Genomic DNA, 16,588 nt, shown 5'->3' with positions numbered 1-16,588 from the left:
CCTCGTTAAGGTGCCTGTCCCGGCTATCGGAGGGTGATGGGATGAAAATCAGTATTGAACGCGCCGTGCTGCTCAAAGCAGTGAGCCAAGCGCAATCGGTTGTGGAACGCCGCAACACCATTCCAATCCTCGCCAACGTGCTGATTGAAGCCGAAGGCGACACCGTACAGTTCCGCGCCACGGATTTGGACATTGAAGTGGTTGATAAGGCCAACGCGATGGTGGAACGCGCCGGCGCCACCACCGTGGCCGCCACCACCTTGCACGAAATTGTTCGCAAACTGCCGGATGGCGCGCTTGTGACCCTCACCGATGACAGCGCCGCTGGCCGTCTGACCGTTGAAGCGGGCCGCTCAAACTTCTCACTAGCGACCTTGCCGCGTGAAGATTTCCCGGTGATGGCCTCTTCCGAATACTCGTCCAACTTCTCGGCCCCGGCCCCGGCCCTGCGCCGTTTGTTTGACAAAGCCAAATTTGCGATCTCCACCGAAGAGACCCGCTACTACCTGAACGGTGTCTACCTGCATGTGTCCGACGGCGAAGACGGCAAAGTGCTGCGTGCGGTTGCCACCGACGGACACCGTCTGGCCCGCATCGACACTGACCTGCCGGCGAGTGCATCGGACATGCCCGGTGTGATTGTACCCCGCAAAACAGTGGGTGAGCTGCGCAAGCTTCTGGACGACGACGATATGGAAATTGCCGTGTCCGTCAGCGAAACCAAAGTGCGCTTTGCCACCCCCAGCATCACCCTGACCTCCAAAGTGATCGATGGCACCTTCCCCGACTACACGCGGGTGATCCCGCAGGGCAACACCCGTAAGTTGGAAGTGGATGCGTCTGAATTCGCCAAAGCGGTAGACCGTGTGGCCACCGTCTCCTCGGAACGCTCTCGTGCGGTGAAACTGCAGCTCGACGAAGACCGTTTGGTGCTGTCGGTGAACTCACCAGACAGTGGCGCTGCGGAAGAAGAACTGGTTGTGGCATACAATGACGAGCGTCTGGAAATTGGCTTTAATGCCAAATACCTGCTGGAAATCGCCAGCCAGGTGGACCGTGAAAATGCCGTGTTCATGTTCAACTCCGCAGGCGACCCAACCCTGATGCGTGAAGGTGGCGACACCTCTGCTGTCTACGTTGTGATGCCGATGCGGGTATAATCCGCTGACGCGGATGCCTCCGGCGGGGATAGTTGTAGAAAGTGAATGCCGGGCCTGTGTCTGAGCTGTTTCTGAAAACCCTGAGCCTGTCTCATTTTCGATCCCACAAGAAGGGTGCGCTCACCTGTGATGCGCGTCCTGTGGCGTTGTTTGGACCCAATGGCGCAGGTAAGACCAACATTCTTGAAGCGGTGTCTCTGTTTTCGCCTGGACGGGGCATTCGCCGCGCCAGCGCAGAGGAGATGACCCGGCGCCCGGAGGCCATTGGCTGGAAGCTCTCCGGCCTGTTGCAGGCCAGCACCCAGACCTTCGAAATTGAGGTCCGCTCCGAAAACGGCGGCGCGCGACAGGTACAAATCGACAGCAAAGCTGCGCCGCAGGTGCAACTGGGCCGCGTGGCGCGGGTGCTTTGGTTGATCCCGGCAATGGACCGGCTGTGGATTGAGGGCGCGGAGGGACGACGGCGGTTTCTCGACCGCATGACACTCAGCTTCTACCCCGAACACGCCGACGCCTCACTGGCCTATGAGAAGGCCATGCGAGAGCGCAATCGCCTACTGAAAGACCAAATCAGCGATGCCCATTGGTACGTCGCACTAGAACGTCAGATGGCGGAAGCGGGCGCGCGGCTACATCAGGCCCGCGAGGCCAGTGTGGAGCGGCTGTTGGATGCGCAGGCGGCGGCGCAGACTGCCTTTCCCGTAGCAGAGTTGGAGTTGATCCAATCCGAAGGGTCGATGCCTCACACTGAAGCTGATCTGCGTGACGCGCTCGCCGAAAGCCGTTTTCGTGACATTGCGGCCGGTCGCACCCTGGTTGGACCGCACCGCACCGACATGATTGGCACCTACCGCGAAAAAGCAGTGCCCGCCAAAGATTGCTCCACCGGCGAGCAAAAAGCGCTGCTGGTGTCGCTGATCTTGGCCAATGCTCGCGCACTTAAAGAGGATATTGGCGCGGCACCCATCCTTCTGCTGGATGAGGTCGCCGCCCACCTTGATCCGGACCGCCGCGCCGCGCTTTATGACGAGATTTGCGCACTTGGGGCACAGGCCTGGATGACCGGAACGGAAGCGGGTCTTTTTGAGGCTTTGGGTGACCGTGCGCAATATGTCGAAGTCACCGATGAGGCAGGAATTTCCAGCCTGTCGATCGCCCACTGACAGCCCCACACGAGATCACAAAAATACACGTCATTCACGTGACATCCCTGCCCAAACCCGATATAAATTTCGGAAATGAAAAAGGGCGACATGAATGTCTGACAACGCGCAAAATCCCGAGCAATATGGCGCGGATTCCATCAAAGTTCTCAAAGGCTTGGAGGCGGTACGCAAACGTCCGGGCATGTATATCGGTGACACCGACGACGGCTCCGGCCTGCACCACATGGTGTATGAGGTTGTGGACAACGGCATTGATGAAGCGCTGGCCAACCACGCGGACATCGTGAAGGTGAAAATTCACGCCGACAGTTCCGTCTCCGTATTTGACAACGGCCGTGGGATTCCGGTGGATATCCACCCCGAAGAAGGCGTATCTGCGGCCGAGGTCATCATGACCCAGCTGCACGCTGGCGGTAAGTTTGACAGCAACTCCTACAAAGTCTCCGGTGGTCTGCACGGTGTGGGCGTGTCAGTTGTGAATGCACTGTCGGTCTGGCTAGAACTGCGCATCTGGCGCAATGGTAAAGAGCACTACGCCAAGTTTGAGCACGGCGACTGTACTGAGCACCTGCGCGAAGTTGCTGACTGTGGGGACCAGACGGGCACCGAGGTGCGCTTCATGGCGTCCACTGACACATTTTCCAACCTCGAATACTCCTTTGACACGCTCGAAAAACGACTGCGTGAGCTGGCGTTTCTGAACTCTGGCGTGCGCATCCTCCTGGAAGATGAGCGCCCGGTCGAACCGTTAAAGACTGAGCTCTACTACGACGGCGGCGTGAATGAGTTTGTAAAGTATATCGACCGTCACAAGACCCCTCTGATGGAGGCGCCGATCTATGTGAAAGGCGAGAAAGACGACATAGGTGTCGAAGTTGCGATGTGGTGGAATGACAGCTACCACGAAAACGTACTGCCCTTTACCAACAACATCCCACAGCGGGACGGCGGCGCCCACATTGCTGGTTTCCGGGGTGCGTTAACCCGCACACTGCAAAAATATGCTCAGGAAAGCGGCATCGCGAAGCGAGAGAAGGTCAGCTTTACCGGCGATGATGCCCGCGAAGGCCTGACCTGTGTGTTGTCGGTGAAAGTTCCAGACCCGAAATTCAGTTCCCAAACCAAAGACAAGCTGGTGAGCTCTGAAGTGCGCCCGGCGGTTGAAGGGTTGATGAATGAGAAGTTGACGGAGTGGTTTGGGGAAAACCCGCAAACCGCAAAGATGATTGTCTCCAAAATTGTCGAAGCGGCGCATGCCCGCGAGGCCGCCCGCAAGGCCCGCGAACTCACCCGCCGCAAGACAGCGATGGACGTAAATTTCTTGGCGGGCAAGCTCAAAGATTGCTCCGAGAAAGACCCGTCCAAAACCGAAGTCTTCCTAGTGGAGGGTGATTCCGCTGGGGGCTCTGCCCAAACCGGTCGGGATCGGAAAACCCAGGCGATCCTGCCGCTGCGGGGTAAAATCCTGAACGTCGAGCGCGCGCGCTTTGACCGGATGCTGGGCAGCCAAGAAATTGGCAACCTGGTGATGGCACTTGGCACTGGTATTGGCCGCGATGAATTCAACGTCGACAAGCTGCGTTACCACAAAGTGGTGATCATGACCGATGCGGACGTCGATGGGGCGCACATTCGAACGCTGCTTTTGACGTTCTTCTATCGGCAAATGCCGGATCTCATTGAAAAGGGGCACCTGTATATTGCGCAACCGCCGCTGTTCAAAGTGGCGCGCGGCAAGTCGGAGGTCTATCTGAAAGACCAAGCCGCGCTTGATGACTACCTTGTGAACCAGGGCATCGACGGTGCCGTGTTGCGCCTAGGGTCCGGTGCAGAAATGTCCGGACAAGATCTGGCCCGCGTTGTCACTGAGGCGCGTCAGCTGAAGCAGGTTCTGGACGCCTTCCCAACCCACTACCCACGTCACATTCTGGAACAGGCTGCGATTGCAGGGGCCTTTGTCCCAGGCGCGGTGGAATCCGATTTGCAAGGCGTGGCGGACAAGGTTGCCGCCCGTCTGGACCTGATTGCACTGGAATATGAGCGTGGTTGGACTGGGCGCATCACACAGGATCACGGCATCAAGCTGGCGCGTATTTTGCGGGGCGTAGAAGAAGTGCGCACGTTGGATGGCCCGATGCTGCGCTCTGGCGAGGCCCGCAAATCCGGCACCTTCACCGAAAGCCTGCAGGAGGTCTACAACACCTCTGCCTCTCTGGTGCGCAAAGACCGCAGCCAAATCATCAACGGTCCACTTGATTTGATGGACGCCATTTTGGCTGAAGGCGAAAAAGGCCTGACACTCCAGCGCTACAAAGGACTGGGCGAAATGAACCCAGATCAGCTTTGGGAAACAACGCTGGATCCGGATGCCCGCACGCTGCTGCAAGTGAAGGTCGAAGATATCGCCGAAGCGGATGATCTGTTCACCAAGCTGATGGGTGACGTGGTGGAGCCGCGCCGCGAGTTCATTCAGAAAAACGCATTAAGCGTGGAAAACCTCGACTTCTAAGTAGAACCGAAAAACAAAAAATGGCTGGCACTCTGCATTGAGCGCCAGCCTTTTTTGTATCTGTTGTCAGCTTCAGACGCGCTTAGCAGCCAGCCGCGTTGTTTGCGACTGCACCACCCGCAACAGCCCCACCGGCTGTCAGGATGTCTTTGCCCGTACCGCCGCCCAACTGGTTCCCCAACGCGCCGCCAACCACAGCGCCAACCACGGTTGCCCCGGCACAGCCGACATCTTTCTCAGTCACACCGCCCGCACAAGCGGACAGAACTGCAAGACTACCAACCATAGCTGGGATCAAAATAAGTTTCATGAAAGTACCTCATTCGTTTTTTTGTTTTCACTGCCAATATGGATGTTTTTATGCCGATTTCAAAAGCTCACAGGCGGAAAATCGCCTGAAATTGGACTATGAGGCTCCACGTTAGGCAATGCGCTCCGCAACCTCTGCCAATACCCGCCGAAACAAGGATTCAGCTGCAGATAACTGCCCATCCGTACGCGCCATCAACCCAACCGGCCCTTTTGTAAGCGACGTATCAAACGGCAGGCGGACCAGCGCCCCGCTTTCTAGCTCTTTAGCCACCACACCGTTGGAAATGATCCAGACCGCATCATTGGACAGCGCATAATTGCGCCCAAACGCACCGGACACACTTTCTACCTTGGTGTCGACCTCCCCAACGCCCTGAGCCACAAGAGCCCGTTCGACCAAAGGTCGGATAACCGAAGCCTTCGGCGGGAAAATCACTGGCCAGTCGCTCAAGCGATGAATGTCTGGACGCGCTAACAAAGGGTGCCCTTTGCGTACGACAAACTCGACATGCTCATCATAGAGCTGTGTAAAGGCGATGCCCTTCATTATCTCCGGTGCCCCCATGCGCCCAATCACCACGTCCAGCCGCCCCTGACGCAACTCCTCAATCAGATAGCCATATGGCCCGTCGTGAATGTGCAACGTCACGTCCGGTGCCAGATCCGAAAACGCCTGTGCGACCTCAGGCATCAACCGGGCAGCCACGCTGGGCAATGCGCCGACTAAAAGACTGATCTTGCCAGCCTTCTGTAGCTGTGCCACGCCATTCAGCCCCTGTTGCAAGGCTGCCAGGCTCATCTGGGCAAAGTGCAAAAACACCTCACCCTGTTTGGTCAGGCTGACCCCGCCGCGATTGCGCACCAGCAGATCCGACCCGACAACCTCCTCAAGCTCCTTCAGTGTTTTGGAGATCGCCGGTTGTGTCAGATGCAGATGCTGCGCCGCCGATTTTAAGCTGTTGTGCCGCACAATCTCAGAAAAACACTGGATGTGACGGAACTTAATGCGCCGATCGATCATGACTTGATGCTCGCTTTTGACAACTAAATCAAACAAATGCTCATTTTACTTTTCACTTTAGCGAAGTCAAACTGTCAACAGGAGGACTTTTATGCGTACTCAGGTTTGCATCATTGGCGGCGGGCCGTCCGGGCTCCTGCTCTCACAACTGCTGCACCGCAAGGGCATCGACAGCATCGTGTTGGAGCGCAAAACGCGCGACTACGTGCTAGGCCGCATCCGCGCGGGCATTTTGGAAACCGGCTTTGTCGATTTGATGCGCGAAGCAGGCGTTGGTGCGCGTATGGACGCCGAAGGCTTCACACACACCGGCACCGTGATTGCATATGGCGAGGAGGAGTTTGGCATCTCCTTTCATGACCATACCGGCAAAGACGTCATGGTGTACGGTCAGACCGAGCTGACCCGTGATCTTTATGATGCGCGCGCGGCGGAGGGCGGCAATCTGGTGTTCAACGTAGACTACGTGGTGATCCACGACGCCAAGACAGACGCGCCATTTGTGACCTACCATGTGGATGGCACCGAACACCGGATCGACTGCGATTACATTGCCGGCTGTGACGGCTTCCATGGGGTCAGTCGCCAGACCATTCCCACGTCCGTGCGCCGCGAATATGAAAAGGTCTACCCCTTTGGCTGGCTGGGGGTGCTGTCCGAAACGCCCCCCGTGCATGACGAATTGATCTACAGCTGGTCAGAGCGCGGCTTTGCCCTCTGCTCCATGCGCAATGCCAACCTCAGCCGATACTACATCCAATGCTCGCTCAGCGACTCGCCCGACGATTGGAGCGACGGCGCGTTCTGGAGCGAACTCAAACGCCGCATTCCCAGCCGCCACGCAGACGCGCTGGTGACGGGCCCGTCGATTGAGAAGTCTATCGCCCCACTGCGCAGCTTTGTGACCGAGCCGATGTGTTGGGGTCGGCTGTTTCTTTGTGGGGATGCGGCGCACATCGTGCCGCCCACTGGGGCCAAGGGGCTCAACACCGCAGCCTCCGACATCCACTACCTCTACCACGGGTTGGTGCAGGTTTATGAGGACAAGGACACCGCGGGCCTCGATGCCTATTCCGAACGAGCGCTGGCGCGCATCTGGAAAGCCGAGCGGTTCAGCTGGTCCACCACCAACTTGCTGCACCGCTACCCGGATCAATCCGCGTTTGATCTGAAGATGCAGCGCGCCGAGATTGATTTCCTGCGCAGCAACGATGCCGCTCAAAAGGTGTTTGCCCAAAATTACGTGGGCCTACCCTACTAGGGGGCCGGACAAAGGAGACACACCATGTCTGACAAATTTTCCACCGGTATGGAGGTGCGCCGCAAGGTGCTGGGTGACAAACATGTCGACCGGGCGGAGGCCAACAAAACCGCGCTGGACACACCGTTTCAAACCCTGATCACCGAGGGGGCTTGGGGCACAGTTTGGGCCAGTGACGCGATCAGCCTGCGGGAACGCTCCATGCTGACGCTTGCCTTGCTTGCGGCCACCGGCAACTTTGAGGAAATCCCAATGCACATCCGCGCCACCGCCAACACCGGAGCCAGCCAGGAAGACGTGATGGAAGTATTTCAGCACGTCGCGATTTACTGTGGTGTGCCCAAAGCCAACCACGCCATCAAACTGGCAAAACAGACCTTTGCAGAGATGGGCTGATCGCGCATTCTAAGCGCGCAGGGGAGGAGCACCAACATGAGCAAACCCGCCGAGTTTTATCAACGTGATCGGGAGTGGCACCCGCCGGCTTCCTCGCAGGACTACAAAACATCCGTGGCGCGGTCCCCGCAAAACGCGCTGATCAGTCTGGAGCAAACCGTCAGCGAAATCACCGGCCCGCGTTTTGGTCATGGAGACGTGACCGAGATGGACCGCGACCTGATCCACAACTACGCCAAACCGGGCGAAAGCGCGATTGGCGAACGCATCATTGTGCACGGCCGCGTGCTGGATGAAAACGCCCGCCCTGTGCCCAACACCTTGGTGGAGATTTGGCAGGCCAACGCTGGGGGCCGCTATCGCCACAAAAAAGACGCCTATCTGGCCCCTATTGACCCCAACTTCGGCGGCTGCGGGCGCACCATAACGGACGAGAACGGCTACTACTATTTCCGCACCGTGAAACCCGGTGCCTATCCATGGCGCAACTGGGTCAACAACTGGCGGCCGGCGCATATTCACGTGTCTGTCTTTGGCACCGCTTTTGCCCAGCGCCTGATCACACAGCTTTACTTTGAAGGCGACCCGCTGATCGCAAAATGCCCGATTGTGAACACCATCCCGGATCAGGCCGCGCGCGGACAACTGATTGCCGCACTCGACATGAACGCTTCAGTGCCGCTGGATAGCATTGCCTACAAATTTGACATCGTACTGCGCGGTCGGCGCTCCACCCTGTTTGAAAACCGCATGGAGGGGAATTGAGCATGGTACAGAAACTCGACTACCTCAAAGAAACACCCTCCCAAACTGCTGGTCCTTATGTGCACATCGGCCTTGCCCCCGGCGCGGCGGGGTTTGACATCTATGAGCGGGAACTTGGCTGGGACATCGCCGGGCCAAACGCCAAAGGTGAGCGCATTCGCATCGAGGGTCTGGTGATCGACGGCACCGGCAGCCCGGTGAAAGACGTTATGTTGGAGGCGTGGCAGGCCAATGCAGACGGGATTTACCCGCATCCAGAACAGGCGGGCGAGACCGAAGAAGGCTTCAAAGGCTGGGGCCGCGTGATTACCAACTTTGACACCGGCGAGTGGGGCTTTGACACCATCAAACCGGGTCAGGCCATGGGCCGCAACGGGCAACTGATGGCGCCACATATCTCGCTCTGGATTGTGGCCCGGGGCATCAACGTCGGCCTTAACACCCGTCTCTATTTTGACGACGAGGCGGAGGCCAACGCCACGGACCCTGTGCTCAACGTCATCGAATTGGAAAATCGCCGTGCCACATTGATTGCCAAGCGCGAGATGCGCGACGATGTGCCCGTCTACCGTTTTGACATCACGCTTCAGGGCGACAACGAAACCGTCTTCTTTGACATCTGACGACCACCCTTGTCTTTTGGACGGGGCCAATCAAACGAGATCACTATGAGCAAACCCTGCATCCTGTGCTGCGCCATCACCGGTTCTGTACCCACCAAAGCGGACAACCCTGCCGTGCCCACCACGGTCAGCGAACAGATCGAAAGCAGCCACGCCGCTGTCGAGGCAGGCGCCTCAATCATCCACGCCCATGTGCGCAACGGTGATGAAACGCCGTCCAGCGATCCGGAAAAGTTTGCTTTGCTCAAAGAGGGATTGGAAAAACACTGCCCCGGCGTGATCATCCAATTCTCCACCGGCGGACGCTCTGGCGCAGGTCAGGCGCGCGGCGGCATGTTGCCTCTGCGCCCCGATATGGCCTCGCTCTCTGTGGGTTCCAACAACTTCCCCACGCGGGTCTATGAAAACCCACCGGAACTGATCTCGTGGCTGTCGAGTGAGATGCAAGCTCACGAAATCACACCGGAAATCGAAGCCTTTGACCTGAGCCACATCCTGCAAGCCATCCGTCATCATAAGGCTGGCACGCTTTATGGCCAGCTTTACGTGCAGTTTGTCATGGGTGTGAAAAACGCCATGCCGGTGGACCGTGAGGTGTTTGAGTTCTACGTGAAGATCATGCAGGAACGCGCACCCAAAGCCGAATGGTGCGCAGCGGGCATTGGCGCGGCGCAGATCACCGTGAACGAATGGGCCATTGCCGCAGGCGGCCACACACGGGCGGGATTGGAAGACAACGTGCGTTTGGACCGCAACACATTGGCGCCCTCCAATGCGGCCTTGATCACACGCGCCGCAGAGCTGTGTGAGAAATACGAACGCCCCGTCGCCACGCCAGCGCAGGCGCGCGAAATCCTTGGCCTGCGCGCCGCAACCTGATCGGCACCTGTCATGAACCCACTAACCCGTTCCAACCACCTGTTTGGCCCGTTGTTCTCTGATCCTGACTCAGAGGCACTTTGGGGAACGGACCGCTTCATAAAAGGATTTGTGCAATTTGAGCGAGCCCTGGCGCTGGCCTTGGCCGATGCGAATATGGTGCCTCAATCTGTAGCGTCTGAGGCCGTGACAGACATCGACAGTTTTGTGCCAGAACGCCAAAAAATCGCCACCCATATGGTGCAGGACGGCATGCCCGTGCCGGAGTTTGTGCGCCAACTCAAAGCCCACACGCGACCTTCTGCACTGCCCGCCATCCACACCGGTGCCACCAGTCAGGACCTGATCGACACGACAATCTCGCTGATCTTGCAGGACGCCAATGTGCGGTTTGAGGCACAACTCGCGGAGTTGTTGACGGCGCTCGATGCCCTCAACGACACATGGGGCAACGCCACCATGATGGGCCGCACCCGAATGCAGGCCGCTTTGCCAATTTCCGTGTCAGACCGTATTGCCACATGGCGCAATCCGTTGATGGCCTACGCAGACCGCCTGAAAACGCTGCGCCCGCAAGTCGAGACACTGCAATTTGGCGGCCCGGTTGGCAATCGCGCCAGCCTCTCGCCACATGGCGATGCCGTCGCCGCCGCTTTAGCCAAAAACCTCGGCCTGACCAATCCAGTTCGCGCCTGGCACGCCACCCGCGAGAGTCTGGCCGAATGCGCCAACTGGCTCTCTCTGCTCTCCGGCAGCTTAGGCAAGTTGGGACAGGATTTGGCTCTGATGGCACAACAAGGCGTGGACGAAGTGAAATTCACCGGCGGCGGCACCAGCTCTGCGATGCCGCACAAACAGAACCCGGTGCGGGCCGAATTGCTGGTCACCTTGGCGCGCTACAACGCCACACAACTTCCCGCCATGCACCACGCTTTGGTACACGAACAGGAACGCTCCGGCAGCGCGTGGTCACTGGAATGGATGGTCTTGCCCGCAATGGTCACGGCCACGACCACCGCCCTACGCCACGCAGACGACCTCATACAAAGCATTGAGAGCATGGGGCAATCCGCGCCCTAAGACATTATTGCCTCAGAACTCAAACGCCAGTTGCAGGTGTTTGATCTTGCCGGTGATGTCTTCGATGGGACACTTCAACCGTTCCTCAGCCAACAGCACAACTTCCGCTGCCGCCCGCGCGTCTTCGCCTGCGTCGTGGTGATGAAACTCCAGCCCCAGCGCCTTTTTCAAATGGCCAAGCCCGTGCCCGCCGTTACCGCGAAACTCTGGCCAGGCTTTGCGGGCGATTTTCACGCTGTCGGCCCACTCCATTTTTGGCCCGTTCAATCCGGCCGCACGACACGCCGCCGTGATGGCCGTCAAGTCAAAGTTACTGTGCTGTACCATCAAATGACGTGACAACAGCGGCAACATCCGCCGCCAAGCCTGCGCAAAACTTGGCGCTTCCCGCACCGTTCGGGCATCAATGCCAGTTAGCTCGGTGTTGAACGACGCAAAGTCCTGATCCGGGTTGATGTAGGTCGAAAACGTCTCAATCCCGCCATCGCGACGTACGCAAGCCAGACCAATCTGGCTGATCGAAGCCGCATCACGGTTGGCAGTCTCGACATCCAACGCAATGAAACGGAACAGACCATCGGGCAAAGGCGCATCAGGCAGAAACACAGCGTGCCTCCTGCGTGGTCTTTGGAATGAATGTCAAACCGTCGCGATACATGTCTTTGTCTTATGCCTATGCCCACTCGTGGGCGGGGACCGCCCCTATGCCAGCTTAGCGCAAAAAACAAAAGGCCGCCCGATTGGGGCGGCCTCTCTATTTTCGTGACGTTGCGCGTTACGCGGGTGCCGCCGCTTTCTTCTCGCGCCGTTCTTCTTTGCCAAAGAACACCAGATAAAACACCGGCGCAGCGATCAACGTCAAAACAGTGGCAAAGGCCAAACCGCCCATGATGGTGATCGCCATCGACACAAAGAACGCATCGGTCAACAACGGCGCCATGCCAAGGATGGTTGTGACCGCCGCCAGCATCACAGGCCGCAAACGCGACACGCTGGCTTTCACAATCGCTTCCCGCATCGGCAGGCCTTCCTCGCGCACAAAGTCGATCTCTTCGACCAGCACAATGCCGTTTTTGATCAACATGCCGGACAAGCTCAAAAGCCCCAGCAACGCGGTGAAGGTAAACGGCATATCCGTGCCCAGAAGGCCAATCACCACACCATTCACCGACATTGGCACCAACAGCCAGATGATGATCGGTTGGCGGATGGCATTGAACAACAGCACCGAAATCAGCACCATGATCAGCAAGCTCATTGGCAGCTGTTTTCCAAGGCTCTCCTGTGCCTCCGAGCTGTTCTCCAACTCACCGCCCCATTCCATCTTGTACCCAACCGGAATGTGCATGCCCTCAATCGCCGCCGTGACCTCCGTCTGCACCTGCGCGGCTGTCAGGCCAGAGCGGATATCCGCCCCAACTGTGATGGTCGCCACGCGGTCGCGGCGGTGCAGAAGCGTATTTTGCGTCTCATGCACAAAGCCATCCACCATCTGCTCCACCGGCACAAAGCTGTTGGAAGTTGTGGAATACACCACCTGATCAACCAGCCCAAAGGCCCCGTCCGGTTGCCGTCGCAGGATGATGGGAATCAACCGCTCGTTTTCGCGGAACTGGCCGGTTGTCAGACCATCTGTTGAAAACTGGAACATATCGGCGATGTCTTCGCGATCCACACCAGCGGTCTGCGCCCGCTCGGTGGCGTAGATTGGCTTAATCACCAATTCCTGTTCCCGCCAGTTGGTGCGCACGCTGGTGATGTTGTCGGTGGTTTCGGTCAAAACCTGCGCCGCCTGTGTCGCCAATTGGCGCAACACCACCGGATCGCTGCCAGAGAACCGCACCTGAATCGGATCCCCCCCACCGGGGCCAAAGACCAGACGTTTGGTGCGGAACTCACCTTCGGGCAAAGCTTCGGCACCAAAGGCCTCAAGGTCTTTTTGCAGCGGTGGGATCGCTTCCAAGTTCTCCGCCCTCACAATGATATGGCCATAGCTAGGGTTTGCCTTCTCAGACTCATAGGTCAGCATGAACCGCGTCGCACCCTGCCCCACAAAGGTGGCATAGCTCACCACATCGTCGCGCTCATCAAGCCAGTCTTCGAGCAGCTCCATCTGCGCTGAGGTGGTTGCAATTGGCGTGCCCTGCGGCAGCTTATAGTGCACAAAAAACAGCGGCGTGTTGCTGTCCGGGAAGAACTGCTGCTTCATCAGACCAAAACCCGCATAACACACCGCCGTCACGGCGATCAGACCAACAATCACCAACCACCGCATCTTCAGCGCCAAACGCAAACTACTACCGTAAAGCCGAAAAATCAGCCCGCCATACGCATCACCTTCGTCGCCTTTGCCCTGTTTGAACAGGTAGTGGCCCAACATGGGTGTCACGGTCAGTGCCAGCACCCAGCTCAGCAACAGAGAAATCCCAATCACCGCAAACAGCGAGAACAGGAATTCCCCCGTCGCATCGGGGCTGAGACCAATACCAGCAAAGGCCATGATGCCAATAATGGTCGCACCAAGCAGCGGAATCTGCGTTTTTCCAGAAGCTTCATCCGCCGCCTCACGGCTGTTCTTGCCCTGCAACATGGAGATCTGCATGCCCTCGGCCACCACAATCGCGTTGTCCACCAACATACCCATCGCAATGATCAGCGCCCCCAGCGAGATCCGTTCCATCTCGATTGAAAAGAACCCCATGAACAGGAAGGTGCCCACAACCGTCAGGAACAGGGTCACTCCCACCACTACAGCCGCGCGCCAACCCATAAAGATCGCCAGAACCGCCACAACAATGGCCACCGACATGGCGAGGTTCACAAGGAAGTCGTTGGAGGCTTTTTCCACCACCACGTGCTGTTGATAGATCGGATGCAGTTCCACACCGGCAGGAATATCCCCTGCCATCCGCGCCAGCTTTTCGTCCACGCGTTTCCCAACCACCACAATGTTTTCCGTCGCGATGCCAGCCACACCCAGGGTAAAGGCCTCTTCGCCGTTGTAGCGAATGATCTGGCGCGGATTGTCGACCCGGTCGCGGAACACGCGGCTGGTGTCCACAAGGTTCACAACCTTGCCGTCTTGCCCCAATGACAACCCTGCAATTTCCGACACTGTGTCTGAGCCATCTGGCCGCATGATACGTGTCCGCGCGGCGCCTGTGGTCACCGTACCAGCTGCGTTCACCGCATCGGCATTGGCAATAGCACCTGCAATGGCGTTGAGCGAAATATTCTGGTTGACCGACAGCGCCAGATCCGGCTCTACAAAAATCGCCTCTTCCGGCAGACCCTGAATGTCCACATCCGCCACACCATCCACGGTGAGCAACTCGCGTCGCAAGAAGGTCGCCAGCTCGTGTTTTTCCGCATCCGAAAATCCCTCGGCGGTCACGCCAAGGAAGATCCCAAACACATCACCAAAGCTGTCATTCACCAAAGGTGTTTGGACTCCATTGGGCAAATGCCGTCCGGCATCCGCCACCTTGGCCCGCAGACCTGTCCAAACCTCCGGTAGCTCGGTGCCGTCATAAGTCGATTTGATGTGTACATCGATCTGCGACACACCGGGCTGGTTGATCGAGGTGATGTAATCTACCTCTTCCATTTTCTGGATGGCGGACTCCAAAGGTTCGGAAACCTCCACCGCCACTTGCTCTGACGTGGCCCCCGGATACTGGGTGACCACAACCGCCTGTTTGATGGTGAAGGCAGGGTCTTCCAACCGGCCCAAATTCAGAAAGCTTATGCCGCCGCCTATCAGGAAGATCAGCATGATCATCCATGTATAGATCGGCCGATCAATGGATCCGCGTGCAATATTGACCATCACCCCAACCCTCAGTTGCCAAAGCCGACAAAACGGCGCACCGCTTGGCCGTTGGTCAAAGCGCCGCCACCGGTAAGGACAATTTCGTCACCGTCATTCAGGCCCGCGTTGATGCGCACCATGCCAGCAGTGGCCGGTTCGCTCTGAACCGCTACCCATGTCACCTTGCCTTCATCGCCGCCTTTGGGATCAAACCGCATCACGCCGGTGGCACCGCTGTCATCCATCACAATCGCTGTTGGTGGCACAATGATACCGGTTGAAGGGTTTGCTGCGCTCACAGTTACGGTCACCGAAGATCCTGGCAGGATCACTTTGCCCTCTGGTGGCGTCATGCCAAAAGTGATGCGAAAGGTTTGACCAACACTGCTGGTTTCCGCGTCAAATTCACGAATTTGCAGGTCAAACTCTTCATCGCCACTTGGGAAGCGCGCCTTGATAGTGACGTTCTGATCATTGCCCGCCCGTTGGAACAGGATTTCCGGCACATCCACCTCAATGCGCAACTCGCTCAGGTCGTGAATACGCACCACTGGATTGCCGGCACTCACGGTGGTGAACAACTCTACATTGCGGCTGGACACCAACGCATCAAACGGGGAGGTCAGCGTGGCATGTCGCAGTGACCATTCCGCATTTTTCACCGCAATCAAGGCCAGAGAAGCCTGCGTCTCCGCATCGTCAATTGTCACTTGGCTGACAGTGTTTCCGCGCAGTTTTTCAAGACGTTCAACTGTGCGATCCGCCTGTTCTTTCTGCAAAATCGCCTGATTGAGTTGCAGCTCGAAAATCTCCAGATCCAGCCGCGCGATTGTATCACCTTTGGCGATATTCAAACCTTCGGTCACCGGGAAATCAACAATTTGCCCACCCACCTGAAACGCCAGATCCACCGACTGGCGCGCTTTCACTTGGCCAAAAAACTGGCGCACAAACGGCACTGGCGCTTCGCTCACCACCACAAGCTTCACCGGCTTCAACACATCCTGCGCAAACGCCGAGACCGCACCCGTCACTGTGACCAGCGCCGCAGTGGCGCAGATTTTTCCAAACCGTTTCAGCATTCTTTTTCCTCCAAACGACCGGCGGCAACCGCACCGGGCATGGCTTTCACAACCAAATTGGCAAACTGGGAGATTTCATCAACTGTCATGCCTGAAATCTCGCGAAATCGCAGCTTCACGCCATCCATCAAGGATGCACGGGCCTCAAACCCGTCAGGGGTCAACTCCAACACAAGCGCGCGGCGATCTTTGGGATCGCGAACACGCTGCACCAAGCCCCTTGCCTCCAATGCATCGGCCACCGGCGTGATCGCGGACGGAATACAAAACGTATCTTCCGCCAACACCCCCATGCGCTTGGGGCGATCCATAAACACCAATATCCGCCGTTCCATCTTAGACAGTGGCGGGTCGATATTGATGTCCTCCAACTCAGCTTCGATCTGGTTGAACAGGGCAAAGACACCAATGATTGCCAGAAACTCATCTGGCAGATCCGTGTTTGAAAATAAGTTGTCGGGCACGCGCGATTCTTCAAGCTATTTCAGTTTGTGAAATATCCAAATACAGAAGCTTTCTAAAC

15 protein-coding genes are annotated in these 16,588 nt (G+C 57.5%); 9 read left to right on the top strand and 6 right to left on the bottom strand.

Annotated features, from left to right (window positions below; genetic code table 11):
• Positions 1-41 precede the first annotated feature (41 nt).
• The 3 genes from dnaN (at position 42) to gyrB (ending at position 4,835) form a co-directional block, all read left to right on the top strand.
• Positions 42-1,160: a DNA polymerase III subunit beta gene (gene dnaN, locus QOL67_RS04265; protein ID WP_283424696.1), complete on the top strand. Its 1,119-nt coding sequence runs from the start codon at positions 42-44 to the stop codon at positions 1,158-1,160.
• Between the two features lie 56 nt (positions 1,161-1,216).
• Positions 1,217-2,323: a DNA replication/repair protein RecF gene (gene recF, locus QOL67_RS04260; protein ID WP_283424695.1), complete on the top strand. Its 1,107-nt coding sequence runs from the start codon at positions 1,217-1,219 to the stop codon at positions 2,321-2,323.
• A gap of 94 nt (positions 2,324-2,417) precedes the next feature.
• Positions 2,418-4,835: a DNA topoisomerase (ATP-hydrolyzing) subunit B gene (gene gyrB / locus QOL67_RS04255; protein ID WP_283424694.1), complete on the top strand. Its 2,418-nt coding sequence runs from the start codon at positions 2,418-2,420 to the stop codon at positions 4,833-4,835.
• A gap of 82 nt (positions 4,836-4,917) precedes the next feature.
• On the opposite strand, the gene QOL67_RS04250 is transcribed toward gyrB, so the two are convergent.
• Positions 4,918-5,145, bottom strand: a complete 228-nt coding sequence (locus QOL67_RS04250; protein WP_283424693.1) for a glycine zipper 2TM domain-containing protein — start codon at positions 5,143-5,145, stop codon at positions 4,918-4,920.
• A gap of 111 nt (positions 5,146-5,256) precedes the next feature.
• Positions 5,257-6,168, bottom strand: a complete 912-nt coding sequence (pcaQ, locus tag QOL67_RS04245; RefSeq protein ID WP_283424692.1) for a pca operon transcription factor PcaQ — start codon at positions 6,166-6,168, stop codon at positions 5,257-5,259.
• A gap of 91 nt (positions 6,169-6,259) precedes the next feature.
• On the opposite strand from pcaQ, the gene pobA reads away from it, so the two are divergent.
• Genes pobA through QOL67_RS04215 form a run of 6 tightly spaced genes read left to right on the top strand, consistent with a single transcriptional unit; the run spans position 6,260 to position 11,172 of the window.
• Entirely contained in the window at positions 6,260-7,429 is a 1,170-nt protein-coding gene (gene pobA / locus QOL67_RS04240; RefSeq protein ID WP_283424691.1) for a 4-hydroxybenzoate 3-monooxygenase, read from the top strand.
• 24 nt (positions 7,430-7,453) lie between these two features.
• Positions 7,454-7,825: a 4-carboxymuconolactone decarboxylase gene (gene pcaC / locus QOL67_RS04235; RefSeq protein ID WP_283424690.1), complete on the top strand. Its 372-nt coding sequence runs from the start codon at positions 7,454-7,456 to the stop codon at positions 7,823-7,825.
• A gap of 36 nt (positions 7,826-7,861) precedes the next feature.
• On the top strand, positions 7,862-8,590 hold the full coding sequence (pcaH, locus tag QOL67_RS04230) for a protocatechuate 3,4-dioxygenase subunit beta (RefSeq protein WP_283424689.1): 729 nt from the start codon (positions 7,862-7,864) through the stop codon (positions 8,588-8,590).
• Between the two features lie 2 nt (positions 8,591-8,592).
• Positions 8,593-9,213: a protocatechuate 3,4-dioxygenase subunit alpha gene (gene pcaG, locus QOL67_RS04225; RefSeq protein ID WP_283424688.1), complete on the top strand. Its 621-nt coding sequence runs from the start codon at positions 8,593-8,595 to the stop codon at positions 9,211-9,213.
• Positions 9,214-9,258: 45 nt separating this feature from the next.
• A complete protein-coding gene (locus tag QOL67_RS04220) occupies positions 9,259-10,092 on the top strand; it encodes a 3-oxoadipate:acetyl-CoA acetyltransferase (RefSeq protein WP_283424687.1) in 834 nt (277 codons plus the stop codon).
• Positions 10,093-10,104: 12 nt separating this feature from the next.
• On the top strand, positions 10,105-11,172 hold the full coding sequence (locus QOL67_RS04215; RefSeq protein ID WP_283424686.1) for a 3-carboxy-cis,cis-muconate cycloisomerase: 1,068 nt from the start codon (positions 10,105-10,107) through the stop codon (positions 11,170-11,172).
• Between the two features lie 12 nt (positions 11,173-11,184).
• Here QOL67_RS04215 and QOL67_RS04210 read toward each other — a convergent pair whose 3' ends face one another.
• From QOL67_RS04210 to QOL67_RS04195, 4 genes are all read right to left on the bottom strand, one after another.
• Positions 11,185-11,778: an exonuclease domain-containing protein gene (locus QOL67_RS04210; RefSeq protein WP_283424685.1), complete on the bottom strand. Its 594-nt coding sequence runs from the start codon at positions 11,776-11,778 to the stop codon at positions 11,185-11,187.
• A 169-nt stretch (positions 11,779-11,947) separates the two neighbouring features.
• On the bottom strand, positions 11,948-15,001 hold the full coding sequence (locus QOL67_RS04205; RefSeq protein ID WP_283424684.1) for an efflux RND transporter permease subunit: 3,054 nt from the start codon (positions 14,999-15,001) through the stop codon (positions 11,948-11,950).
• 11 nt (positions 15,002-15,012) lie between these two features.
• On the bottom strand, positions 15,013-16,065 hold the full coding sequence (locus tag QOL67_RS04200; protein ID WP_283424683.1) for an efflux RND transporter periplasmic adaptor subunit: 1,053 nt from the start codon (positions 16,063-16,065) through the stop codon (positions 15,013-15,015).
• A complete protein-coding gene (locus tag QOL67_RS04195; protein WP_283424682.1) occupies positions 16,059-16,529 on the bottom strand; it encodes a MarR family winged helix-turn-helix transcriptional regulator in 471 nt (156 codons plus the stop codon). Before QOL67_RS04195 ends, QOL67_RS04200 begins: the two co-directional genes overlap by 7 nt.
• Between the last annotated feature and the right edge of the window lie 59 nt (positions 16,530-16,588).

Source organism: Shimia sagamensis, from assembly GCF_900182745.1.
Lineage (GTDB): Bacteria > Pseudomonadota > Alphaproteobacteria > Rhodobacterales > Rhodobacteraceae > Shimia > Shimia sagamensis.
Note: the sequence above shows the minus strand (reverse complement) of the source record. Positions and strands in the feature narration are given on the sequence as shown.

Bases quoted from the DNA above. Each gene is read 5' to 3' on its own strand.
- dnaN (WP_283424696.1), top strand. From the start codon at position 42: ATGAAAATCAGTATTGAACGCGCCGTGCTGCTCAAAGCAGTGAGCCAA.
- gyrB (WP_283424694.1), top strand. From the start codon at position 2,418: ATGTCTGACAACGCGCAAAATCCCGAGCAATATGGCGCGGATTCCATC.
- QOL67_RS04250 (WP_283424693.1), bottom strand. From the start codon at position 5,145: ATGAAACTTATTTTGATCCCAGCTATGGTTGGTAGTCTTGCAGTTCTG.
- pcaQ (WP_283424692.1), bottom strand. From the start codon at position 6,168: ATGATCGATCGGCGCATTAAGTTCCGTCACATCCAGTGTTTTTCTGAG.
- pobA (WP_283424691.1), top strand. From the start codon at position 6,260: ATGCGTACTCAGGTTTGCATCATTGGCGGCGGGCCGTCCGGGCTCCTG.
- pcaC (WP_283424690.1), top strand. From the start codon at position 7,454: ATGTCTGACAAATTTTCCACCGGTATGGAGGTGCGCCGCAAGGTGCTG.
- pcaH (WP_283424689.1), top strand. From the start codon at position 7,862: ATGAGCAAACCCGCCGAGTTTTATCAACGTGATCGGGAGTGGCACCCG.
- pcaG (WP_283424688.1), top strand. From the start codon at position 8,593: ATGGTACAGAAACTCGACTACCTCAAAGAAACACCCTCCCAAACTGCT.
- QOL67_RS04220 (WP_283424687.1), top strand. From the start codon at position 9,259: ATGAGCAAACCCTGCATCCTGTGCTGCGCCATCACCGGTTCTGTACCC.
- QOL67_RS04215 (WP_283424686.1), top strand. From the start codon at position 10,105: ATGAACCCACTAACCCGTTCCAACCACCTGTTTGGCCCGTTGTTCTCT.
- QOL67_RS04205 (WP_283424684.1), bottom strand. From the start codon at position 15,001: ATGGTCAATATTGCACGCGGATCCATTGATCGGCCGATCTATACATGG.
- QOL67_RS04200 (WP_283424683.1), bottom strand. From the start codon at position 16,065: ATGCTGAAACGGTTTGGAAAAATCTGCGCCACTGCGGCGCTGGTCACA.